General features: G+C 42.7%; 20 protein-coding genes. 7 read left to right on the top strand and 13 right to left on the bottom strand.

The features are described from left to right. Positions 1 to 103: 103 nt before the first annotated feature. The 13 genes from ACESMA_RS14180 to ACESMA_RS14120 all read right to left on the bottom strand — a co-directional run bounded on the left by ACESMA_RS14180 (position 104) and on the right by ACESMA_RS14120 (position 15,870). Positions 104 to 3,385, bottom strand: a complete 3,282-nt coding sequence (locus ACESMA_RS14180) for a S41 family peptidase (protein ID WP_372949502.1) — start codon at positions 3,383 to 3,385, stop codon at positions 104 to 106. Between the two features lie 96 nt (positions 3,386 to 3,481). After that, positions 3,482 to 3,787, bottom strand: a complete 306-nt coding sequence (locus tag ACESMA_RS14175) for a winged helix-turn-helix domain-containing protein (RefSeq protein WP_372949501.1) — start codon at positions 3,785 to 3,787, stop codon at positions 3,482 to 3,484. Further along, positions 3,784 to 4,401, bottom strand: coding sequence for a hypothetical protein (locus ACESMA_RS14170; RefSeq protein ID WP_372949500.1), 618 nt, complete (start codon positions 4,399 to 4,401; stop codon positions 3,784 to 3,786). Before ACESMA_RS14170 ends, ACESMA_RS14175 begins: the two co-directional genes overlap by 4 nt. A 157-nt stretch (positions 4,402 to 4,558) precedes the next feature. Further along, positions 4,559 to 6,013 (bottom strand): decarboxylating NADP(+)-dependent phosphogluconate dehydrogenase, encoded by a 1,455-nt coding sequence (gnd, locus tag ACESMA_RS14165; protein ID WP_372949499.1) that lies wholly within the window; start codon positions 6,011 to 6,013, stop codon positions 4,559 to 4,561. Positions 6,014 to 6,096: 83 nt separating this feature from the next. After that, positions 6,097 to 7,227, bottom strand: coding sequence for a 4-phosphoerythronate dehydrogenase PdxB (gene pdxB / locus ACESMA_RS14160; RefSeq protein ID WP_372949498.1), 1,131 nt, complete (start codon positions 7,225 to 7,227; stop codon positions 6,097 to 6,099). Positions 7,228 to 7,304: 77 nt separating this feature from the next. Further along, positions 7,305 to 7,718 (bottom strand): GxxExxY protein, encoded by a 414-nt coding sequence (locus ACESMA_RS14155; RefSeq protein WP_372949497.1) that lies wholly within the window; start codon positions 7,716 to 7,718, stop codon positions 7,305 to 7,307. A 30-nt stretch (positions 7,719 to 7,748) separates the two neighbouring features. Further along, complete coding sequence (locus ACESMA_RS14150; RefSeq protein ID WP_372949496.1) at positions 7,749 to 8,804, bottom strand: Gfo/Idh/MocA family protein; 1,056 nt, start codon at positions 8,802 to 8,804, stop codon at positions 7,749 to 7,751. An 81-nt stretch (positions 8,805 to 8,885) separates the two neighbouring features. Continuing rightward, positions 8,886 to 10,172 (bottom strand): lactate racemase domain-containing protein, encoded by a 1,287-nt coding sequence (locus tag ACESMA_RS14145; RefSeq protein ID WP_372949495.1) that lies wholly within the window; start codon positions 10,170 to 10,172, stop codon positions 8,886 to 8,888. Between the two features lie 113 nt (positions 10,173 to 10,285). Further along, positions 10,286 to 11,365 carry a sugar kinase gene (locus tag ACESMA_RS14140; RefSeq protein WP_372949494.1) on the bottom strand — a complete coding sequence of 360 codons (1,080 nt, stop codon included), beginning with the start codon at positions 11,363 to 11,365 and terminating at the stop codon, positions 10,286 to 10,288. A gap of 94 nt (positions 11,366 to 11,459) precedes the next feature. Continuing rightward, positions 11,460 to 12,860 carry a Gfo/Idh/MocA family protein gene (locus ACESMA_RS14135; RefSeq protein ID WP_372949493.1) on the bottom strand — a complete coding sequence of 467 codons (1,401 nt, stop codon included), beginning with the start codon at positions 12,858 to 12,860 and terminating at the stop codon, positions 11,460 to 11,462. A gap of 135 nt (positions 12,861 to 12,995) precedes the next feature. Next, positions 12,996 to 13,850, bottom strand: coding sequence for an SDR family oxidoreductase (locus ACESMA_RS14130; protein WP_372949492.1), 855 nt, complete (start codon positions 13,848 to 13,850; stop codon positions 12,996 to 12,998). Continuing rightward, positions 13,847 to 14,884, bottom strand: a complete 1,038-nt coding sequence (locus ACESMA_RS14125; RefSeq protein WP_372949503.1) for a substrate-binding domain-containing protein — start codon at positions 14,882 to 14,884, stop codon at positions 13,847 to 13,849. Before ACESMA_RS14125 ends, ACESMA_RS14130 begins: the two co-directional genes overlap by 4 nt. 173 nt (positions 14,885 to 15,057) lie before the next feature. Continuing rightward, positions 15,058 to 15,870: a 2-oxo acid dehydrogenase subunit E2 gene (locus ACESMA_RS14120; RefSeq protein WP_372949491.1), complete on the bottom strand. Its 813-nt coding sequence runs from the start codon at positions 15,868 to 15,870 to the stop codon at positions 15,058 to 15,060. Positions 15,871 to 16,098: 228 nt separating this feature from the next. Between ACESMA_RS14120 and ACESMA_RS14115 the strand changes: the two genes are divergently transcribed. From ACESMA_RS14115 to ACESMA_RS14085, 7 genes are all read left to right on the top strand, one after another. Beyond that, positions 16,099 to 17,373, top strand: a complete 1,275-nt coding sequence (locus tag ACESMA_RS14115) for an MFS transporter (RefSeq protein ID WP_372949490.1) — start codon at positions 16,099 to 16,101, stop codon at positions 17,371 to 17,373. Positions 17,374 to 17,504: 131 nt separating this feature from the next. Then, positions 17,505 to 17,639 carry a hypothetical protein gene (locus ACESMA_RS14110; RefSeq protein ID WP_372949489.1) on the top strand — a complete coding sequence of 45 codons (135 nt, stop codon included), beginning with the start codon at positions 17,505 to 17,507 and terminating at the stop codon, positions 17,637 to 17,639. Positions 17,640 to 17,698: 59 nt separating this feature from the next. Then, positions 17,699 to 18,769 (top strand): PmoA family protein, encoded by a 1,071-nt coding sequence (locus tag ACESMA_RS14105; protein ID WP_372949488.1) that lies wholly within the window; start codon positions 17,699 to 17,701, stop codon positions 18,767 to 18,769. 14 nt (positions 18,770 to 18,783) lie between these two features. After that, entirely contained in the window at positions 18,784 to 20,214 is a 1,431-nt protein-coding gene (locus tag ACESMA_RS14100; RefSeq protein WP_372949487.1) for a Gfo/Idh/MocA family protein, read from the top strand. 4 nt (positions 20,215 to 20,218) lie between these two features. Continuing rightward, the gene (locus ACESMA_RS14095; RefSeq protein ID WP_372949486.1) at positions 20,219 to 20,944 is read left to right on the top strand and encodes a DUF1080 domain-containing protein; all 726 of its coding nucleotides are present in this window, start codon (positions 20,219 to 20,221) and stop codon (positions 20,942 to 20,944) included. An 81-nt stretch (positions 20,945 to 21,025) separates the two neighbouring features. Continuing rightward, entirely contained in the window at positions 21,026 to 21,616 is a 591-nt protein-coding gene (locus ACESMA_RS14090) for an RNA polymerase sigma-70 factor (protein WP_372949485.1), read from the top strand. A 51-nt stretch (positions 21,617 to 21,667) separates the two neighbouring features. Next, on the top strand, positions 21,668 to 22,666 hold the full coding sequence (locus ACESMA_RS14085) for a FecR family protein (protein ID WP_372949484.1): 999 nt from the start codon (positions 21,668 to 21,670) through the stop codon (positions 22,664 to 22,666). The last annotated feature ends 108 nt before the right edge of the window (positions 22,667 to 22,774 follow it).

Here is a 22,774-nt window from a genome sequence, read left to right as displayed (position 1 = left end):
AACAGTCGTAAAATCCAACAGGTGGAAAGGATTTTGGAATGAATTTTCTGAAAGGTATTATACAAAATTAACTGCGTAATATGAGAACTGCACCCATTTTTAATCAATCGATGTTAATTTCTATCCACCCTGAACGGTCAGGCGACTTCGGTTTATTTATTTTTTTCACCGGATTTTCTTCCAGTTGTTTCAGTAATACTTCCACCGCTTTTTCAATCATCGGGTCCTTACCTTTGGCCAGTTGTTCGGGGCGGTCAACCACTTCTATATCGGGATAAACGCCAATTCCTTCAATAATCCATTCCTCGTTTTCGTCGTAAACGCCAAAACGTGGAACCGAAATGCTGCCACCATCAACCAGCGAAGCATTGCCCGAAATGCCAATGAGTCCGCCCCAGGTGCGTGTGCCGATGAGCGTTCCCAATCCTTTTTTCTTGAAATAGTAAGGGAATGCATCGCCACCGGAAGAAGAATATCCGTTGATGAGCATCACCTTTGGCCCGTCGTGGGCAACGCCGGGAGTACGCATGGGATTCAATCCGGCGCGTTGCCAGTAGCTTAGCGTTTTGCGGTCGAGCAGGTCGGCCATTACATCGGGGATAAAACCACCACCGTTGTACCGTTCGTCAATAATCAGCGCTTCCTTGTCGTGATAAGCATACAAACCGCGGTGCAGTTCTCGGTTGCCTTCAACTGCCGTGTTGGGCACATGGATGTAACCAATCCGTCCGTTGGAGAGTTTTTCCACCAACTCGCGCCGTTGATTTACCCAGGTAAGGTACATCAGTTCCAACTCGCTTTTAACCGGTTCAATTACCGAAGTGCGCGGATTGCTTCCATCTGTATTTGCCGAAACGATAATTTCCGTGCGTTTTCCGGCCAAATTTTCCAGGTAGAGATACGGATTTTCATCAATTGGAATTTCTTTTCCGTTAACCGAAAGCAGGTAATCGCCTTCCTTTACATCCACTCCCGGCATGGTTAACGGCGAGCGGCGCGATTCGTTCCAGTTTTCACTGTCGTAAATTTCTGCAATTCTGATTTTTTTTGCTTTGGCATCGGGTTCAAACCGGGCACCCAAAAGTCCGCCGTCAATTCGTTTTACATTTTCAAAATCGCCCCAGTTTACGTATGCATGACCAGCATTTGCTTCCGAAACCATTTCATTCAGAATGTGATCGAGATCTGCCCGGTGACCCAAGTAAGGAACCCATTCGCTATAATTATTTTTAATCACTTCCCAGTCAACGCCGTGCAGATTGTCCACATAAAAATAGTCCCTAAAAATGCGCCAGCCGTCTTTAAATATTTGTGCCCATTCTTTTTCCGGATCAATTTTCATTTCCAGATTATCGAGATTTAGTTTGCCATCGCCCGGCTTGGCTCCCGGTTTGATGGCGGTAATTCCATAATCGCTTCCGGAACGGTATAACATCATTTTTTTGTCAGCCGAAACCTGAACCTGCGAAACCTTGTCCATGATTTCCTCGCTCTTTTCTTTTGAGATGTCATACATTTCCAGCTTCCCGCCACTGAGGTAAAGCAATCCGCCTTCCACCGGAATCAGGTTGCGATAACTGCCTGCTTTTGGCGGTAAAGCCACTATTCTGTTGGTAATTCCTTCAATATCAATTTTTGCTGAAACTTCAGCATCTTTTTTGTCGGTGTTTTTGTCGTTTCCGTTTCCGTTTCCGTTTTTCTTTTCTTCTGAATTCCCTTCTTTCACCGGTTCCACATCGTTTTTATCCTTGAACAGTTCCGGGCCGTCGGCTTTTAAAATCATGGCATAAATGCGCGTGGCATTGTCGTAAACATAGTTGAATTCAAAGTTTGAAAAATTGAGGTTGAAATCGCGATTGGAGAGAAAGAAAATATAGTTTCCATCGGCAGAAAAGACCGGTGAATAGTCTCTGAATGTGTGGTCTGTAAGTTGGTAAGACCTTGCTTCAGGTATGTTGTACACCCATACTGCCGGTTGTCCGTTGGAAGATTCTTTGGAGTAGGTAATCCATTTGGAATCGGGTGAAAACGAATAATCCCTTATTTCAGAATCTTCAGCTTTGTCAATGATGATTTCTTTTTTGGAATCCACATCAACCAGTTTTAATTTCAGGGTGCGGTCGAAATATAACAAGTATTTGCTGTCGGGCGACCAGTCATTGCTGTATTTCCAGGCCGAAGAGCCGGAGGTGAGTTGAATCGGTTCAGCGCCTTTTTTATTTTCCAGCAGGTAAATTTCGTATTCGCCGGAGGCATCAGAGTAATAAGCAATGAATTTTCCGTTGGGCGACCAGCTGGGGTAAATTTCCCGTACACCCTGCGTTTGGGTCAGGTTCTCGATGGAGCCGTTTTCAGCCGGAACCGAAAATATATCTCCGCGTGCATCAAACAACGCCCGTTTGCCGGTGGGGGAGATGGTATAACTGTGAACATGGTCTTTGACATTTTTAAAGTACGAAACCAGATTCGGATTGTCGAAATGAATATTTACCGTAATTTTTTCTGATTCACCGGTTTGCAGGTTAAGTTTGTAAAGGTAACAGTCGTTTTCAAAAACCAGTTGTCCGTTTTGTCCCGAAGGCCACAACACATCCATTTCAGTAAAGTGCGTGATTTGTTCCGTTGCTTTGGTTTGTGTATTGTAACTGTAAATGTTCAGTTTCAAATCGCGGTCGGAAGCAAAAAATATTTTATCGCCATACCAAACCGGCCACTGGTCGCTGCCTGCAAAGTCGGTAATTTGTTCCGAGCTGTTTTTTTCGAGGTCGTAAATCCACAAATCGGTTGCGCGACCGCCTTTGTAACGTTTCCAGGTACGGAATTCGCGGTCAACCGGGGTAAAGCAGATTTTTTTTGCATCGGGTGAAAAAGTTGCCATTCCACCGTTAATAATGGGTAAAGGTTTTTCAAAACCTCCATCAATGCTTACTGTGAAATATTTTCCGTTGCGGTCGCCGAACTCGGTGCGGTTGGAGCGAAACAGGATGTTTTTACTGTCAGGAGTCCAGCCTAGCACCACGTTGTCCCATCCACCGCGGGGCGGCATAACACCCACTGAATTGTACCAGGTCAGTTGTTTGGGAACTCCGCCTTCCGACGGAATGACAAACACCTGGCGGTTTCCGGCATATTCCCCCGAAAAGGCAATCCATTTGCCGTCGGGCGAAATTTTCGGGAACAGTTCCATTCCTTCGTGTGATGTCAGTCGCTTTGCATCTCCGCCATTGAAACTAACTGTCCAGATATCACCTGCGTACACAAATGCAACGAGGTTTCCGTTAATGTCGGGGAATCGCATGAGCCGCGAATTTGTGGCTGCTTCAGAAGAAAAAGCCATTCCTGTAATGAGGAAAAAGGCTGAAATAAGTTGTTTTATTTTTTGCATAAATAAAATATTAAGTCAAGAAATTTTGAAGGCCGAATATACAAATTCGGTTAGGGATTGAAAAATACATTTGTCAGGAAAGAAAGGTATTGAGGATTAAGTTTTATCTTTTTTAAACGCGCTGAAATACTCATCTATCGAATTCACATAGGTTTCATAAGCAGCCAGTCCTGTTTCGGTTATTTTACAGGTTGTAAGCGGATAACTTCCCCTGAATGATTTTTTTATCTGAATATAATTTGCTTCGCTCAGTTTTTTTAGCTGAAAACTCAGGTTCCCTTTGGAGGTGTTGATGCTTTCCAGTAAAAATGAAAATTCAGCTGATTCAACCGTAACCAAAACAGTCATAATTGCCAGCCGAACCTGCGAATGAAGCAAAGTGTCCAAATCTTTGAATGTCATTTTTTATTTCTTTTTGCATAAAGTAGATGACCGGGAAATACAAATGCAATCAGCCAGGCAATGGCTTCAAACAGCAACTGGGTTTGCAATTCGAAATAAGATGCTGCCAGCGCCAGTAGTCCAAAAGTTATTCCTCCGGCTATAATAAGTCTGTAGCGCAAAATACCTCCGGTAACCGTTACGGTAAAAGCAATTAACACCATAAAAATGGGATGCTGCAGTTCAAAATTTATACTGTGCAGAACATTCATCTGAATCAGATTTACCAACACCATACTGGCAAATAAAGAAATCCAGACATACCGTAACGAAATGCCGATATAGGTTTGTGCTTTTTTGCGTTGTTTCAGAATATAATAAAGGGTGAAAATAAGCCCGAAAACAGGCAGAATTACTTTTAAACTGCGAATCATCTCCATCAATTGATGCGATAATAAAATTTTGCCAGGGAGGTAATTCAAAAAGAGATAGTTGATGAAAAAAATCCATCCCCACACGATGAACAGAATTCCGTCATTATTTAATTTATTTCTGGAAACCTGAATCATTTCCCGGATTACTTTCAGTGACTGATTTTCATCCAGATACTCTTCGTTTCTAATTGTTGCATTCATTATTTCTTTAGTTTAATTTACAAAACAAGTTTGTAATACAAACCTAATGTATTTTCATGAAACACACAATGATTTCAGATACAATTTTTGGGGTGGGGAATAAAAAACGGGAAAAGCAATTGCCCTTCCCGTTTTGTGTGTATCATTAAAATTGTTATTACACGTTGTACGTAGATGAAGCGGTATCGCCGCCACGGCCGGTCCAGTTGGTGTGGAAGAATTCGCCGCGCGGTTTGTCAGTACGTTCGTAAGTGTGTGCGCCGAAATAGTCGCGTTGTGCCTGCAGAAGATTGGCGGGCAGACGCTCGGTGCGGAATCCGTCGAAATAGCAAAGCGCTGAAGTAATTGCAGGAACAGGAATTCCGTTCGACAGCGCCGTTGCACTTACCCTGCGCCAGCCTTCCTGTGCATTTTCCACTTTTTCTTTGAAGAATGTGTCAAGCAGCAAGTTGGGCAACTCGGGATTTTTTTCGAAAGCTTTTTTAATATCAGCCAGAAATACTGAACGGATAATACAGCCACCTCGCCACATCAGGGCGATGCCGCCGTAATTCAGGTTCCAGCCGTATTCTTTGGCAGCTTCCATCATCAGGTTATAACCCTGCGCGTAGGAGATGATTTTTGCTCCGTAAAGTGCCATTTTCAGGTCGTCGAGAAATTGTTTACGGTCGCCTTCAAATTTCGGTTTCGGTCCGTTAATTACTTTTGAAGCCTGTACACGCAAATCTTTTTGCGCTGAAAGACAACGTGAAAAAACCGATTCGCCGATAAGCGTTAGCGGAATTCCCAGGTCGAGTGCCGAAATGCCGGTCCATTTACCGGTTCCTTTTTGACCGGCGGTGTCCAGAATGAAATCCACTGTTTCTTCGCCATTTACATCTTTGTAACCCAGAATGTCGCGGGTAATTTCAATGAGGTAGCTGTCAAGTTCTTCCTCGTTCCATTTTTTGAACACCTCGTGCATTTCATCGTTGCTCATACCCAGCAGGTCTTTCATCAACTGGTAAGCTTCGGTAATAATCTGCATGTCTCCATACTCGATGCCGTTGTGCACCATTTTTACGAAGTGGCCTGCACCACCTTCGCCTACCCAGTCGCAGCAAGCTTCACCGTTTTCCACTTTGGCTGCAATATCCTGGAAAATTTCCTTCACATGCGGCCATGCATCCGGTGAGCCACCTGGCATGATTGACGGGCCTTTTAACGCGCCTTCTTCACCACCCGAAACGCCGGTCCCAATATAGAGGAAGCCTTTGCTTTCCACATATTTCGCACGACGAATGGTGTCGGGAAAGTGTGAGTTTCCGCCATCAATAATAATGTCGCCCGGTTCGAGATGCGGCATCACCAAATCTATGAAATCGTCCACCGGTTTTCCGGCTTTTACCAGCATCATAACTTTGCGCGGTTTTTCGAGCGAAGCAACCAGTTCTTCAATGGAGCGGGCGCCAATGAAGTTTTTACCGGCGCCGCGGCCTTCCATAAATTTATCCACTTTTTCTACCGTCCGGTTAAACACTGCTACAGTGTAACCTTTACTTTCCATGTTCAATACCAGGTTTTCGCCCATCACGGCGAGGCCAATGAGGCCAATGTCTGCTAACTTTTTCATTTTTATTATTTTAATTGTTGATGTTAATTTTTTGAACCACATAGGCACATAGGGCACATAAGAGCCTATTGTTTCCTATGTGTCTATTGTGGTTTAATCTTAAATCCAAATCTTATTAGTTTCTCCAAAGTTTCATTTTCAATATTTTTTGCTTTTATCGTATAGGAACCGAATTCCCTGCGTACAGGATAATCGCCACGCAGTTTTTCAAACAGATGCGGGTTTTCCCGAAGCGCTTCGTCATCGGTTTCAATGTCGTAAGTTGAAAGAACGGCCTCAGCCAGAATGGAATATTCACGTCGCTGGTTGCCGTCGATTTCAATGGTTGTTTTTTCGGGTAGTTCCACGTTCTCAGGTTCCCAGTTGTCGATGCCAAGATTGAAAAACCGGCTGATGGCCTGCACACTCATCTTGGTACCGTTGGCTTTCCCGTCTTTGGAATAACCTGCAATGTGCGGCGTTCCGTAGTCGACTAGTTCCAGCAATTCCAGATCAATTTCGGGTTCGTTTTCCCAGCAATCGGCAATAAAACCTGAAACTGCTCCGGTTTTCAGTGCGTTTTTGATAGCTGCTGAGTCAAACACTTCACCCCGGCAGGAGTTGATGAGCAACGGTTTTTTATTCAGGTTTTGAAGGAATGTTTCATCCACCAAGTGAAAAGTTGCATCTTCACCTTTCAAATTTAACGGAACATGAAAAGTGATGATATCCGCTTCTTTTTGAATCGTTTCCAGCGAAACAAATTGTTCCGGTCCTTCAAAACGTTCACGGGGCGGGTCATTCAGTAAAACCTTCATCCCAATGGTTTCACAAAGCCGGGCCACTTTTGAACCCACATGCCCCACGCCTACAATCCCGATGGTTTTGTCTTTCAAATCGAACCGGTTTTTCATGGAATACGAAAACAACGCTGAGGCAATGTACTGGTTTACGCTTTCGGCATTGCAGCCCGGAGCGTTGGTCCATTCAATGCCGGCCTGTTTGCAATATTCGGTATCGATGTGATCGTATCCAATGGTTGCCGTGGTAATAAATTTTACTTTGGAACCCTCGAGCAACTCCCGGTTACATTTTGTGCGTGTACGGGTTACAATAGCATCGGCATCCTTCACCACGTCGGGAGTGGTTTTGTTTCCCGGCAGGTAAACCACTTCAGCAAACGGTTCAAATGCCCCGCGGATGTATGGTATTTTATCGTCGATTACGATTTTCATGTTTTCCTTTCTACTGTGCCCTATGTGCCTATGTGGTATTCCAGTACAAACCACAATAGGCACATAGGGCACATAAGTTATTCTTTTGATAAATTTCTGAAATACTCTGTTACTAACGTTTTTTGTCCTTCTTTGAAAATATTGGTGCAATTAAAATTGATTAGAATTCCTTTTGGCTTTTTTAGTAAATTCAGGTAGGTGAGTAATTTGGCTTCATGTACCGGATGAAATGCATCAACAGTTTCAAGTTCCACAATAATTAAATCATCAACAAGAAGGTCGTACCGCAAATCAGCATCCAGATATAAGCCTCTGAATTCGATGGGAACAATTTGCTGACGTTTAACGTCATGTCCGTTCAATTGTAAAAGATGGGCAAGGCACTTTTCATAAACGCTTTCCAATAATCCCGGTCCCAGCTCTTTATGAACTTCAATGGCATATCCGATGATTTTGTATGTTAATTCGTTTATTTGTTTTTGTGTTATCATCTTTTTTTAATTCTACTGTGTCCTATGTGCCTATGTGGTTTTCTTAGGATAATAACTTTTTACCATCTCACCCAGCACCCAACTCGTCCTCGCAGCAGAAGCTCCGGTACTCACACATTTACCCTCTCCACGCAGGTCATCTACCACCTGCCTGACCAAATTTTGCTGGATATGTTCCGGATTTTCGAATCCCATTTCAATTACCCCTTCATACGATGTAAATTTTACGTTTTCGTGGGTGAAACAAGGTAAAACAATTTCGCCTTTGTCGCCAGTAATCACAATTTCATCGGTTTCTGTTGACTTGTCGGCCACAAAAGACCAGCTTCCTGAACCTATTACTCCCGATTCGTGTTTCCAGGTTCCTACCACTGTATCTTCAGCAGGATAGAGACCGGCCATGTTGGTGGCAACCCCGGAGACTTCTGTTATCGGACCGAACAGAAAATCGAGGTAATCGAACTGGTGCGAAGCCAAATCGAAAAAATAGCCTCCACCGCTTATATCAGGGTGAACATGCCAGCTCTGTTCTTCCTTTTTTAGGTCGGGTGTTCGTGGCGGTTTATGCAGTTTAATGTTGACCACCAGAGGCTTTCCAATGGCACCGGTTTCAATCATTTCCTTAACTTTCAAAAATGCTGGAAGAGCCCTTCGGTAATAAGCCACAAAAAGCGGCATTCCGGTTTCTTCCGACACTTTCAGCATTTCAAGGCATTCGGCATAATTTTTTGCCATGGGCTTTTCCACATAAACTGGTTTTCCTGCACGCATCACTTCAATAGCAAACCGGACATGCGAATCGGGTGGAGTAGCCACATAAACGGCATCCACCTCCGGATCGTTGATTAATTCAGAAGCATTGGAATACCATTTTGATACGTTATGGCGTTTGGCATAGTCTGCTGCCTTTTCAGCATTTCGACGCATAACGGCAACCAGTTCCGAGTTTTCGGTTTTGTAAAACGCCGGACCGCTTTTCATTTCGGTCACATTTCCAACTCCAATTATTCCCCAACGAATAACGGCCCCCTCTGACTCCCCCAGGGGGGAGAAATTGGGCTTATTGCCCGCGTTGAACTCATTCATTTTAGTGTTATTTTTTTAATCCTTCTAATAAATGTCGGGTTTCTTTAATTCCTCCCCTTTGGGGAGGTTAGGAGGGGCTTTTTAATACTCAAACCTGTCTTTATAAGCCCACAATCCAATTGCCGGATTGGAGATATAAAAAATTTCTTCTCCGTCGGGCATGGTATTAAAGCCGTCTTTCAGTTTTGCCGGATTGTATTTTGCTGTTACTTCATCGATATCGGCATACTGAAATCCTACACTTTCTATTTCCTGCCGGGTGAGGTTTTTTTCGCCTTTGCCCGGGCAATAAGTGATGCTGAACCTGCCTTCGGAAGAGCCATGAATGAGGTGTGCCGCAGCTCCAAGATTTGCGCGCAGATCTTCATTTTCTTCTACCATTTTTAGGGTATGTGGTGTTCCGAAATAGCCGTATTTCCGGATGAGCTTGTCAATCTGCTTGTCCTCGCCAAATTCCACCAGTGCCGGTGCCAGAACGATGAGTTCGCCCCCGTCGGCCAATGCCATGCGGGTGCGGTACACACTTTTGTTGCCCAGCCAGGTACTTTTGAATTCGGTGGGGTCGAGCCAGACAATCACTTTTTTCAATGGTTTTTCCACCATTTCGAAATTCACCAGCAATGACAATTTTGCGGCTTTATCGAAAACACTAAAATCGTCACCGATAAACAGTCCGTATGTTTGCAGTTTGCCTTCCTTGTTCAGTCCTACAACAGTTTGAACATATACAATTGGCAAATGCGCAGAAAAATGTTCCGATGCGTAATTGAAAATTTTTCGTACCGGGGTATCAGCCCGGCCCATCATCTTTTCCATTCCGTAAGCCGCGCCAATAAAGTGGCTTTTGTTAATGCCTTCGGAACCGCCCGTTCCCACAAAAATGTTTTTGTTGTAGTTGGCCATTCCCACCACTTCGTGCGGTACTACCTGCCCGATGGAAAGAATGAGGTCGAATCCACCTTCCACCAGCAGTTTGTTTACCTGAGCAGGCCAGTCATAATCCACCGCCCCACCGGAAACATCCTTCACAAACTCAGATGGAACAGTACCCAGCGTAATCACATCGTTGCGCCAGTCATGGTCTCGAAACAGGTTTCGGGGTGTTTTGCCAAACATGTGGCTGATTTGAACATCGGTCATGGGTGTGTGCGTTCCCAATGCCGGCAAAATATCAGTGAGTTTTTCGCCGTAATACTGCCAGACAAATTCGGTGAGTTCACCTGAACGGGACGGTAACCGGGTATAGTCCGGCGGAACAGCCAATACTTTTTTCTTCTCACCCATTTTCTCCAATGCTTCAAACAAACCCTGTTTCAGGTCGTCTGCCGAAAGGCTGGTGTTTTTTGAACCGTTCTCGAAATAAATCATTCTCTCAGTTTTTTAAGGGCTAAAGCCCGGTATTAAAAAATTCCATTGTAAACCCCAAACTGAAGTCTGGGGCTGATTTTATTCCTCCCTTTTGGGGAGGCTGGGAGGGGCTTTTACCTCTTCACTCTCGCATTTCCTTTCCAGATGCTCCAAACCATATCTTCATCGGTGGGTTGGGCATAGTCTGTGAGGAATGTAGTGGCCATAGCGCCGGTAGCCCAGCCAAACTGCGGCCATTTTTCCGGTTCCCAACCTTTGAGGATTCCATAAAGCATTCCGCCCACAAAACCGTCGCCGCCGCCAATGCGGTCGAGCACAACAATCGGACGCGGTTCAATCACCTGCCAGTTTTCGCCTTCAAGCAGAATAGCGCCCCAAAGATGCTCATTCACACTAATTACTTCACGCAGGGTTGTGGCAAAAACAGAAGCATTGGGGAAAGATTCCTTCACGCGTTCTATCAATCCTTTAAAACCGTCGATTTTTGCTTTGATGCCCTCGCCACCTGCCGGCGGACCTTCAATTCCAAAGCAAAGCTGGAAGTCTTCTTCGTTGCCAATAAGGATATCGGAAACTGAAGCAATTTCTGTGAAGTTTTCCCGCAACTCTTTTTCCCGACCTTTCCAAAACGAAGCCCGATGATTTAAGTCGAATGAAATTTTTGTACCGTGTTTTTTGGCTGCCCGTGCCACTTCCAAGCAGAATTGAGTAGTATCGGGAGACAGCGCAGCAATTAATCCGGAAAGGTGAACAATTTGAACGCCTTCTTCACCGAAAATCCGTTCGAGGTCGAAATCTTTTGCATTCAGAGTTCTACCTACCTCGCCTGCACGGTCGTTAAACACTCGTGGTCCGCGCAAACCGTAACCGCTGTCGGCAATGTTAATCTGGTGGCGGTACCCCCACGGATCGCCCTGGTCCACTTCCGGTCCTTCATAATCCATGTGACGGCCTTTGAGGTTGCTTTTGATGAACTGCGCAATGGGACTGCCTTTCACAAAAGTGGTTAAAACTTTTACCGGTAATCCCAGATACGAAGAGATGCTGGCCACATTGGTTTCGGCACTGGTGGCGTACATGGTAAATTTGTCGCTGGCATGAACCGGTTGACCGTTATCAGGAATAATCCGGATTCCCATACTTGTGGGAACCAGCATAGCGTATTTGGCGTCTTTTTTTAATTCTAAACTCATGTTATTCTGTTTTTTAAAGTTTCACTAAATTCGTTTGCGTTCACGGTTAATATTTTTAAAAAGGGGAAATAATGTGAATTCCCCCGTTTATATTTTATGCTCCCCTGGTTGGGTGAGGTTTAATGTCTGTCAATTCTTCAATTTTTACCGGACGTTGTTCTTCAATTGATTTACGTGCAGCCACACCAATAAGGCACGACATGGCTCCGTCGCGTGTACCTGCCGAATGTTTGTATGGATCGGCCATGTTTGGGTCGCGGAAAATTTTGTCTTGTAAGCGCGAGTCGCCGCCACCGTGTCCGCCACGGGCTGCTTCAATTTTCAGGATTTCATAATCCCGGTCGAAGTTTTTCATCATAAAAATTTCATCATAGCGAACTTCATCACCACCTGCCTGATTCATTTCGGCAGCGTGGAGTTGTGCCTGGTTGATTTTTACCTGCCTGCGCCACGGAATGTCTTCCCACGATTCGATACGGCCGTCTCGTCCGTTAAATGCAATACGCCAGCCTTCGTAAGGTGAATAGGTTGTAAGCGAGTAATTTACAATTGTATTGTTGGCGTATTTAATTTGTGCCGACATTTTATCGTAAATATCGATTTCTTCTCTCCAAAGGCAATTGTCGCGAATGTATCCGTCGTACTTTTCATTTTTAACGTACAAATTCATATCGTGCTGGCTTTTTGTAATGTCCCAGAAAAAGTCGCATTTGTCGGTATAAGCGCAATTGCGGCAGTTGGCTCCCCTGAACTTATTGTTTTTTCCGTAGTGCTCCAAAGCACCATAAGCAGTCACTTCAACCGGGTCGGAATCAATAAACCAGTTCAATAAATCGAAATGATGCGTGGCTTTGTGCACCCAAAGTGTTCCGCCTTTATCGCGTTCTCCGTGCCAACGTCTGAAATAGGAGGCTCCATGATATGTATTGAGATACCAGTGAAAATCAACCGATGTAATATCACCATAGGGTTTTTTCGCCAGTTGTTCCTTGATGGCTGTAAAAAGTGTTCCGTAACGATAATTAAAACCTACTGTACATTTTTTACCGGTCCGTTTTTCCGCATCCAGAATGGCCTGGCATTTCACTTCGTCGGTGGTCATGGGTTTTTCGGTGAGTACATCGGCACCCAATTCCATACCTTTAATAATGAATTCATGATGATTGGAATCCATCGTAGTTACAATCACCAATTCCGGTTTGGTTTCAGTCATCATTTTGTCGAAATCGGAAAATACCGGGCAATTCACTCCCATGTGGGATTTGGCCAGTTCAAGTCTTCCGGGATTGATGTCGCAAAGTCCGACAAAATCTACGATGTCGTTGTAATTGTCAACAACCCGTTTTCCCCAGAATCCAATTCCCCTGACTCCGGTTCCAACCATGGCTACTCTTTTTTTCTTTTGGCTGGCAACTGCAGCTCCAACCGGACTGGAAAGAAGGGAAGCTCCTGCTGCAGCGCCGGCTGTTGTGGATAAAAAGTCTCTTCGTTTCATAATATAAGAGTTTAAAGTTTCGAGTTCAAAGTTCAAAGTTCCAAGTTTCAGGTTTCGAGTTGCAGGTTTATTACCCCAAATAGATTGACCATTTCTGGATTCCCCTCCTTCGGAGGGGTTAGGGGAGACTTTTATTTATACTCCTCCAAAAGCGCTGTACCCGCCGTCAACCGGAATTACAATGCCGGTAATAAAACTCGAAATGTCGGAAAGAAGAAAAAGTGTTGCGCCTTGTAAATCTTCGGGTTCTCCAAATTTACCCATGGGGGTGTTGTCCACAATTTTCTGTCCGCGCGGAGAAAAGTTTCCGGTTTTCTCATCCATGACCAGGAAACGGTTTTGGTGGGTAATAAAAAATCCGGGCGCAATAGCATTTACCCTAATGCCAACTTTTGCCAGATGAACAGAAAGCCATTCGGTAAAATTATTAACGGCTGATTTAGCTGCTGAATAAGCAGGGATTTTTGTAAGCGGTTTGTACGAATTCATGGAAGAAATATTTAGTACAACCCCTTTTTGATTTTTGAGCATATCCTGCGTGAAAACCATAGTGGGGAGAACGGTTCCTTTAAAATTCAGTGCAAAAACTTTATCGAAGCCCTCCATTTGCAAACCGTAAAATGTGTCGGCCAGGTTGCCCAGATCGGTTTCCAGCATTTGTTCCACTTTGGTGGTGGCCTGCGGACTGTTTCCACCGGCACCGTTTACAAGAATGTCTATTTCGCCAAGTTGCTGATTGATCTCGGCTTTGGCCTGTTCCAGCGATGCCTTATCGAGAACGTTGGCTGCAACACCAATAACCTGTGTGCCGGTTTCTGCCGAAATTTCTTCGGCTACTTTATCGGCAACTTCTTTGTTTATGTCGGCAATTGCGACTTTTATTCCCACTGATGCCATGGCACGCACCATAGCGCTTCCCAGAACTCCGGCACCGCCGGTAATTACACAAACTTTTCCATTTAAATCTTCAAACGACATTGGCTTCATCATATTTCTTTTTTAAATTCTTTGTAATAGTCCACGTTTTCTTTTGTTACGATATCTATAGAGGTATAGTTTTCCCTGGCCGTGGCTCTTTTCTGAACCACGTACCTGAATATTTTATTGATGGCGTTGTATCCCTGTTCTTCCGGCCTCTGGCAAATTAAAAAATGAACAATGTCCTTTTTCAGGAACGTCACATTTTCTTTAAGCAAATCATGCCCAATCACCTTTAATTCGAAAAGTTTATATTTTTCAATAAGCCTGCCTACATTATATACTTTTGAATTGGTTACAAAAATTCCTTTGATATTTTTATCCCGGATAATTTTTTCGACTCTTTCCATCCATTTTTCTTCAAACGTATCTGGCACCTCAGTAGTAAAAAGTTGGTGGATGGTTCTTTTGTTTTTCGAATACCAATCGTAAAATCCTTTTTCCCTCTGCACCAGATGGTTCTGGTTGTCCATTTCTTTGGCAAAGTGAATTATCAGTACATTTCCCTCTGGTAGAATCAAATCGAGCAATTTTCCTGAAACCAGGCCGCTCTGATACGAATTTTGTCCGATGTATCCCAGTTGTCCTGCGTTTTTTATTTCTGAATCAATAAACACAAACGGGATGTCCAGTTCTTTTAATTTCTGAATAAATGCGTTCGATTCCTTTTTATAGAATGGTGCAAACACAACGCCGTCTGGTTTTAATTCCAGTATTTTATTCGCATTTTCAGAAAAACTTTTTGGTTCGGTTTGGCTGAAAGTATATGGCTGCACCTGAATTCCGTATTGACGAAGTTCGGTAACACGTTTTTTTACTCCTATTGCAGGTCTTGTCCAGTAACCGTCGGGCGAAGGTGGTTCGGGAAAAAGTGTTGCAAACAATGCCGATTTTTTTGAAGCAAGCGTACTGGCCAGAATATTGGGCTGGTAGTCCAGTTCTTTAACAATGGCTAAAATTTTCTTTTTGGTTGATTCCGCCACTTCACCGCGGTTGTGCAATACCCGGTCAACCGTACCAATAGAAACTTTTGCTTTTTCGGCAATGTCTTTAATTCGTATTTGTTTATTTGTTTCTATAATGTTCTAAAATTTAACAGATTAATGAATTGTTTTAATGTATTGAAATACAAAGCTAAAGAAATTTTTTATATTTTCGTGCACGTACACGGAAAATTTTAGGTTATATGTTTAAGAATATTTTTTAGTTGGATTTATTCTTATTCCGGTTTTTCATCAAGCAGTTCTGGTTTTTTTGCCAGTTTCCGAATGTACCTGAATAACTTTCCTCCATGCGAACCGTCAACCACGCGGTGATCTAATGTGGCCGAAAGAATTAATATTTTACGAATCACAATTTCATCATTAATTACCACCGGCTTTTTATATACTTTCCCTATAATAAGCACTATAGAAACATTTGAGGAGGGAAGAAGTGCACCGTAGCCTGTATCAAGTCCCAATGTGCCTATATTTGAAATAACGTAAGAACCAAAACTGTCAGACGAAAGATTTACTCCCGGCAATGAAAGTCCCCAGTCGATGGTTACCAGTTTGTACAAATTAAAAAGCCAGGTACGGAATGGCCACGGAATGGATGAAAGCATGTGTTTCGACTGCATGGCGCTGTTTTCATTTCCGGCACGTGAGTTTTTTATTTTTTCTGCAATAGTGTCCGAAAGTTCTGCAACATTTAGTTTATCAATATTGGGAATTTTTACCGAACCCATTTCATCGTCTTTCAGCAGTACGCTCACCATGGCATCAATATTTTCGCGCTTAACCACTTTCCCGCGTTTGATGTAGGCATTCAGTTCCGGAACTTCATCGCGAAAAGCCCGGCCAATAATGAGTGTCATTAAATGGGTAAGCGTTGTTTTTACCCCTTCTTTGCGTTTTTTTGCAACAAATTTTTCCAATTCTGTCACATCAATATCCACCGATCCATAAATTTTGGAATCGCGTGGTTTTCGGTAAATTGATGAAGCAACTTTGCGCCAGTTGGTATTTAAATCCTGCGATGCATCTGCCATTTTTCGGTTTTTATTTCAGTCTGAATTTTTCTTTTTTACGAAATTGAAAAGCAAAAGTAACTTTTTAAATGAAATGAACATACCGAATAATTTTTCCCCCAAAATCAATCTTAAACCATCCGGTTTTACTTGTTATTTTGGAAACTTGTTTAAAACCATTTTAAATAAACGTACATTCTTGTTTTAAAATCCAATAATCCATAAACTTGAGGAATATTGAGAAAAACTATGCCGAAATCGAATCAAAAAACCAACTTCCGCTGGGTAATCGTTGCCCTGCTTTTTTATTCCACTACCATTGTTTATTTCGACCGGGTAATTTTGGGAATTCTGGCACCTTTTATTACAGAGGAAATTGGCTGGAGCGAACAGGAATATGGTTACGTGGTTTTTGCATTTCAACTTACCTATGCCATTGGGCCGCTGTTTATTGGTTATGTTATCGACAGGCTTGGAACCCGTTGGGGTTTTTCGCTTGCAGTGGTTGTTTGGGCACTGGCAAGTTTGTCTCATGCTGCTGCCAGGAGCTGGCTGGGGTTTGCCATTGCCCGGCTTGGGTTGGGAATCGGGCAATCTGCTAATTTCCCTGCAAGTATAAAAACTGTGGCTGAGTGGTTTCCGCAAAAGGAGCGGGCTTATGCAACCGGTGTTTTTAATGGTGGCTCCAACATCGGACAGGTGATTGCTCCTTTGCTCATTCCGGTAGTGCTCTATTATTTTGTTTCGTGGCAATATGTTTTTGTTTTGTCATTGGTTTTAAGCGGAATCTGGATGGTTTTGTGGCTGATTTTTTTTAAATCGCCACAGGAAAGCCGTTTTGTCAATTCCTCTGAAAGGGAATATATCGACAGTGACAATGGTGATTTGGAAAACGTGAAAGTTCCATGGAAAAGACTTGTAAAATATCGTCAGACCTGGGTTGTGGCATTGGGTAAACTATTTGCCGACCCCGTGTGGTATTTTTATCTTTTCTGGGGTGCGAAGTTTTTAAATGCCCGTTTTGGAGTAGAATTAAAAGGTTTGGCACTGCCGTTGGTAATTATTTATGTAGTTGCCTGGGGCGGAGGAATGGCTGGCGGTGCTATTTCTTCATTTCTCCTGAAAAAAGGAAAATCAACCAACTTTTCCCGAAAAATTACCATGTTGGGAACCGCTTTGCTGGTGCTTCCTGTTATGCTTGTCCCATTCATCGATTCGCTGCCGGTATGCGTAGGATTGATTGCTTTGGCTGCTGCTGCCCACAATTCCTGGTCGGCCAATATTTTTACGGTGGCTTCCGATTTGTTTCCCAAAAAAATTGTGGGCTCAGTTATCGGATTTTCTACAACAGTAAGTTCATTTGGAGGAATGGGAACCGCTCTGTTAATTGGCTGGGTGCTCAACGAATCGGGTGTCGATGGTTACGTTTTTCCGTTTGTTATCGCCGCTTTTGGTTATTTAACCGGCTTGCTGGTCATTCATCTGATTTCGCCCAAAATGAAACCGGTATCTTTAGAAAAATAAATTTCATGAACTCAAGAGACAGAATTTTAAATCCGGTTTACATTAATGCAGCCGTTATGGAAGCTTTTCAACTTAAAAAGGATTCTGGACGTGATTTTGTTTTCCGGGGCGGGTAAGTGGATACTCAAAAAGTGTTACCTTCGGGAACAGTTCAGGAAGTAAAAGATGGTGTACACAGAAATATTGAGACACTTGTACCGTGCGGTGGTTTTGTATTTTACGAGCTGCATAAAATTCAGGGCGAAGTGTCGTCGGTAAATATTTAGCCATGTGGAAAACTCTTCAGAAAAATGGAAAATATTAGCTCAACTAAAAATTGAAAAATATGAAAAAGCTGAATTATTTGGTATTAATTTTCGCAGCGGTCGCAACTGTTACCTGCAGTTCCGGTAAAGGAAATCAGGAAGGAACTTCAAAAGTAACTTTTATTGAAAATAATGCCGTCAAAAAAATAGTCGTGTTAATTGATGGGCAATTGTTTACCACGTTTCAATGGCCAGAAAATGTGACCAAGCCGGTGTTTTACCCGATTTTAACTTCTGAAGGCACTGAAATAACCCGCGGTTTTCCTTTGAAACCAAAAGCTGGAGAACGCGCTGACCATCCGCACCAGATTGGCATGTGGCTGACTTACGGAAATGTAAACGGCCTGGATTTTTGGGGGAACGGTTCGAAAGGATTGGGAACCCGGAATCAGAACGGTGGAGTGATAAAACATCTGAAAACGGAAAAAATAACTGAAGGAACCGGCGAAGGTTTTTTTATAACCACTGAAAGCTGGGTGGATACATCAGGTGTTGTATTATTGAAAGAAGTGACTGAATTCCATTTTATTGCAAAGGAAAACATTCGGATTATCGACCGAAAGACTATTTTAACAGCCGGACAAAAAGTAGTGAATATGCCCGACACAAAAGAAGGAATGTTCGGCATCAGGGTAGCCCGGCAACTGGAATTGCCTGTTGGTGGGAATGTGGTATTGTACAATGAAGATGGCACTACTTCCCGGATAAAAGATACACTGAATATTGGCATTACCGGGAATTATTCCAGCAGTGAAGGAATTGGCGGTGAAGAGGTTTGGGGAACAAGCGCCCGATGGATGCACCTTTTTGGAAATATTGAAGATGAAAAAATCTCACTGGTGATTTGCGATCATCCGGAAAATCCAAATTACCCCACCTACTGGCATGCACGAACATACGGGCTTTTTGCTGCCAATCCACTGGGCGTTAAAGATTTTACAAACGATAAAGATTCCCTGAATTTTTCCATTTCTCCGGGACAATCCGCAACCTTCAGATACCGGGTAATTATTGCCACAGGAGAACATTTGCCGGCAGAGGAAATTGATAAACTGGCCAATGATTTTGCATTAAAATTCAAGTCAAATTAAATATTCAACCAACTATGGAACGAAGAGAATTTATTCAGAAGTCAGCCAAAGGCACACTGGCATTGGGAACTGCGCCATTAATTTTTTCCAACTCAAACTGGAAGGGCGCCAACGACCGCGTAAATGTGGCAGTAATTGGCATTCGCGGAATGGGGCAGTCGCACATTCAGGAATACCAAAAACTGAAAAATGTGGAAGTTACCGCCTTGTGCGATGTAGATGAAAACCTGTTTGCAGAACGGGTGAAAAAACATTTCTCAGATAAAGACTTGCGTGAACCGAAACTTTACCGGGATATGCGAAAGCTTTTTGAAGACAAATCGGTTGATGCGGTTTCCATTGTAACACCCAATCACTGGCATGCACTGGCCGGAATCTGGGCCATTCAGGCCGGGAAACATGCCAGTATTGAAAAACCTTCGTGTCACACCATCGAAGAAGGCCAAAAACTGATTGAAGCGGCTAAAAAATACAATGTGGTGGTTCAGGATGGCGCCGAACAGCGGAGCAATCCCGGGGCGCAGTCTGCCATGCAATTTATGCGCGACGGGAAACTGGGAGAAGTTTACCTGGCCAAAGGCATTTGTTACAAATGGCGCGATTCTATTGGGAAATATCCCGATGGCTACATGCAGGAAAATGAAAAATATGCCAGTACGGTGGACAGTAAATCGTGGATTGGCCCTTTCACAAAAAGTTATATGGATATGGTGGATTACGATTTGTGGCTGGGCCCGGCGCCCAACAGGCCGTTCAACCGCAACCGTTTTCATTACAATTGGCACTGGCACTGGGATTACGGTAACGGCGACATGGGAAACCAGGGAGTTCACGAAATGGATGTGGCTCGCTGGGGACTTGGGGTGAAAATCCCGACCCGGGTTAGCTCAATTGGCGGTCACATGATGTTCGACGACGACCAGCAAACGCCCAATGTGCAAATGGCCATGTTTGAATTTCCCAATCCGGAAGGTGGTGGAGACAAAAAGAAAATCATGCAGTTTGAAGTGAGGCACTGGATGACAAATCCCGAAGGAAACCATTTGGGTTCAGGAGCGCCGTTAACCAATACTTACATGACAAGTTCAGTTAATGTGGTGGGGAATATTTTTTACGGTTCAAAAGGTTACATGTTGAAAGAAGTAGATGGCTGGCAAACATTTATGGGAAAAGGACGCGAACCCGGCGAATCGGGTAAAGGATTGGGGAACCATTACCAGAATTTTACCGATGCCATCCGGGCAAACGATCCTAACATGCTGACAGCTCCCATCGAAGAAGGATTTTATTCGTGCGCCCTCATTCACCTAGCCAATATTTCTTACCGACTGGGAAGAACGCTGGATATCAATCCGGAAACTTTTACTGTATTGAACGACCCGGAAGCCAATTCGATGCTAACCAAAGAATACCGGAAACCGTATGTTTTACCCAAAAAAGTTTAAAATTATGAAGAGCAGTTTAAGTTTATTGTTTGCACTTATCTTTTTATCGCTAACCTCTGCTAACCCTGTTGAGAAACAAGACGAGAAGAGAAATCTCAAAAATCAGAAAGATGATTGGGTAGTTTTATTCGACGGAAAAAGTGTTGAAAAATGGAAAGGAAAATCGGAACCTGGTTTTCCTGAAAAGGGTTGGAAAATTGAAAATGGCCAGTTATTTCTGGCGGAAAAAGGTGGTGGTGATATCATTACCAAAGAAAAATACAGCGATTTTGAACTGGTTTTTCAATTTAACCTGACAGAAGGAGCCAACAGCGGAATCAAATATTTTGTGGGAACTATTGTGAATCAGGAAACCGGAAAAGAAACAATAAACGGCCCGGAATATCAAATTATTGATGATTACAATAATACTCATGTGAAAGACGATCCCAATGGATTAAGCTCAACAGCTTCTGCCTATCTGCTTTATGCACCCGAAAACAAAAAACTGAATCCGCCGGGTCAGTGGAATACCGGGCGCATTGTGGCCAAAAACGGCAGCGTGGAGCACTGGCTGAATGGAGTGAGGGTAGTGAAATACAAACGCGGCAGCAAGAATTTTCTTAAACGAAAAGCAGAAACCAAATTCAAAAATGATGTGAATTACGGCGAACTGGAAAGCGGGCATATTTTGCTGACTGACCATAACGATAAAGTTTATTTTAAAGATATTAAAATCAGGAGATTATAAACAAAACTTTGATGTTTTTACCTTTCATACAAAAATAGTTTAACTTGCAGGGAAAAAATAATTTCTCATTTTTGTGCCCTTATGGAACAATTAACTGATAAAACCTTAATCCTAAAATTGAGGGAAGGCGATACCGCTGCATTTCGTCGGCTGTTCTATTATTATTATCAGCGTTTGTTTCTGTTTGCCTGCAAATTTGTGGAAGAAGATATTGCAAAAGATTTGGTTCAGGATTGTTTTCTGGAACTTTGGATGAACCGTAATAGAACAGAAATTAACTCTTCCTTTTCATCGTGGTTTTTTACCGTTGTGAAAAACAGGTGCTACAAATATTTAAAGGAAGAATCGAAAAAATCTGACAATCAGAATACTTTCAAACAGAAATTAAAAGAAGAGGAATTGAGTTTTTTTATTCACTCCGAAAAAAGTATCCTTGAATTTGAAGTGAAAGACAGAATTAAAAATGTGTTGGAACAATTGCCGCCTAAATGCAGCCAAGTATTTAACGAAAGCCGGTTTAACGGGCTTTCTAATAAGGACATTGCGGATAAATATGACATTTCATTAAAAGCCGTTGAAAAGCACATTTCAAAAGCATTGAAATTGTTTAGGGAAGAGTTTCAGGATTTAATTACCGTTTTCCTTGCAATCCTCTTTCAGAATATTTTATAATTTTTTTCTGAAGAGGTAGGGTAATTGCTTTCCAAAATACTCTTATTAAAAATGGAAAGCATAAACATGCCAAATATTGAACCAATAATTCATAACTTCCTGCAAGGGAAAAGTACTCCCGATGAAGATAAAATTCTTTACCTCTGGGTAAAAGAAAACCCTGAAAACCGCAAAACACTTTTCCAAGAAAAAGACTTTTGGGAAGCCTCACGGTTGGGAACCCAAAAATTAAATGAAGCAGAATTTAATCACTGGTTTGAGTTGCAGGATAAAATCATACAACAAAATAAAAAGGTAAATCGCCTGAAGGAAGTCCTTAGAACTGCAGCCATTGTGATTCTTTCTCTTGGCGCCGGTTGGCTTGGGCATTCTTTGGTTTCATCCGGAGTTTTTGCCAATAAGCAAATTGAAATGAAGCAGGTTGAATCATTTAATGGTCAGCTAAAAGAAATATTTCTTGCCGACGGTACCCACGTTTGGTTAAATTCAGGATCCAAGCTTTCTTTTCCATCTGGTTTTAATGCCGAAAATCGTGAAGTTGAATTAAGCGGCGAAGCTTTTTTTGAAGTAACCGCCAACGAAGAAGAACCCTTTCTTGTAAAAACACAGGATCATATAGTTAAAGTAACCGGTACCCGATTTAACATTAGTGAATACCCTGAAAGTAATATTATAGAAACCACACTCGAAGAAGGAAGAGTAAAAATTATTACAGGAAATTTTATCAAAGATTTATACCCTGGTCAGCAATCGAGTTTTAATACCCGAACTGCCGAAATACGCATTGGAGAAACTGACCTGGAAGTTTATACTACCTGGAAAGATGGCTTTTACGAATTTAATAACGAATCGGTTTGTAAAGTATTCAAAATTATTGAGCGCTGGTGGGATGTAAAAATTGATTATCCTGAAAAAGATTTGAAGGATGAACGGATTACCGGAACGCTGCGCCGGCATAAACCCCTGGACCAGCATTTTGACGTAATAAAACGACTGGTACCATTCAATTATAAAATTGAATCAGATTTGGTAACTGTTTCATTAAAATAACTAAATACAACTGTTGAACTTAAAACGAATTTGCCTATGATAAAATGTTGAAAAATTTAAAAAATTGATGCTTTTCTTATGCCTTCCTCCATTTGGCGGAGAGGTTAG

Source organism: Mariniphaga sp., from assembly GCF_041687215.1.
Taxonomy (GTDB): Bacteria; Bacteroidota; Bacteroidia; order Bacteroidales; family Prolixibacteraceae; genus Mariniphaga.
Note: the sequence above shows the minus strand (reverse complement) of the source record. Positions and strands in the feature narration are given on the sequence as shown.

Bases quoted from the DNA above. Each gene is read 5' to 3' on its own strand.
- ACESMA_RS14180 (WP_372949502.1), bottom strand. From the start codon at position 3,385: ATGCAAAAAATAAAACAACTTATTTCAGCCTTTTTCCTCATTACAGGA.
- ACESMA_RS14175 (WP_372949501.1), bottom strand. From the start codon at position 3,787: ATGACATTCAAAGATTTGGACACTTTGCTTCATTCGCAGGTTCGGCTG.
- ACESMA_RS14170 (WP_372949500.1), bottom strand. From the start codon at position 4,401: ATGAATGCAACAATTAGAAACGAAGAGTATCTGGATGAAAATCAGTCA.
- gnd (WP_372949499.1), bottom strand. From the start codon at position 6,013: ATGAAAAAGTTAGCAGACATTGGCCTCATTGGCCTCGCCGTGATGGGC.
- pdxB (WP_372949498.1), bottom strand. From the start codon at position 7,227: ATGAAAATCGTAATCGACGATAAAATACCATACATCCGCGGGGCATTT.
- ACESMA_RS14155 (WP_372949497.1), bottom strand. From the start codon at position 7,718: ATGATAACACAAAAACAAATAAACGAATTAACATACAAAATCATCGGA.
- ACESMA_RS14150 (WP_372949496.1), bottom strand. From the start codon at position 8,804: ATGAATGAGTTCAACGCGGGCAATAAGCCCAATTTCTCCCCCCTGGGG.
- ACESMA_RS14145 (WP_372949495.1), bottom strand. From the start codon at position 10,172: ATGATTTATTTCGAGAACGGTTCAAAAAACACCAGCCTTTCGGCAGAC.
- ACESMA_RS14140 (WP_372949494.1), bottom strand. From the start codon at position 11,365: ATGAGTTTAGAATTAAAAAAAGACGCCAAATACGCTATGCTGGTTCCC.
- ACESMA_RS14135 (WP_372949493.1), bottom strand. From the start codon at position 12,860: ATGAAACGAAGAGACTTTTTATCCACAACAGCCGGCGCTGCAGCAGGA.
- ACESMA_RS14130 (WP_372949492.1), bottom strand. From the start codon at position 13,850: ATGATGAAGCCAATGTCGTTTGAAGATTTAAATGGAAAAGTTTGTGTA.
- ACESMA_RS14120 (WP_372949491.1), bottom strand. From the start codon at position 15,870: ATGGCAGATGCATCGCAGGATTTAAATACCAACTGGCGCAAAGTTGCT.
- ACESMA_RS14115 (WP_372949490.1), top strand. From the start codon at position 16,099: ATGCCGAAATCGAATCAAAAAACCAACTTCCGCTGGGTAATCGTTGCC.
- ACESMA_RS14105 (WP_372949488.1), top strand. From the start codon at position 17,699: ATGAAAAAGCTGAATTATTTGGTATTAATTTTCGCAGCGGTCGCAACT.
- ACESMA_RS14100 (WP_372949487.1), top strand. From the start codon at position 18,784: ATGGAACGAAGAGAATTTATTCAGAAGTCAGCCAAAGGCACACTGGCA.
- ACESMA_RS14095 (WP_372949486.1), top strand. From the start codon at position 20,219: ATGAAGAGCAGTTTAAGTTTATTGTTTGCACTTATCTTTTTATCGCTA.
- ACESMA_RS14090 (WP_372949485.1), top strand. From the start codon at position 21,026: ATGGAACAATTAACTGATAAAACCTTAATCCTAAAATTGAGGGAAGGC.
- ACESMA_RS14085 (WP_372949484.1), top strand. From the start codon at position 21,668: ATGGAAAGCATAAACATGCCAAATATTGAACCAATAATTCATAACTTC.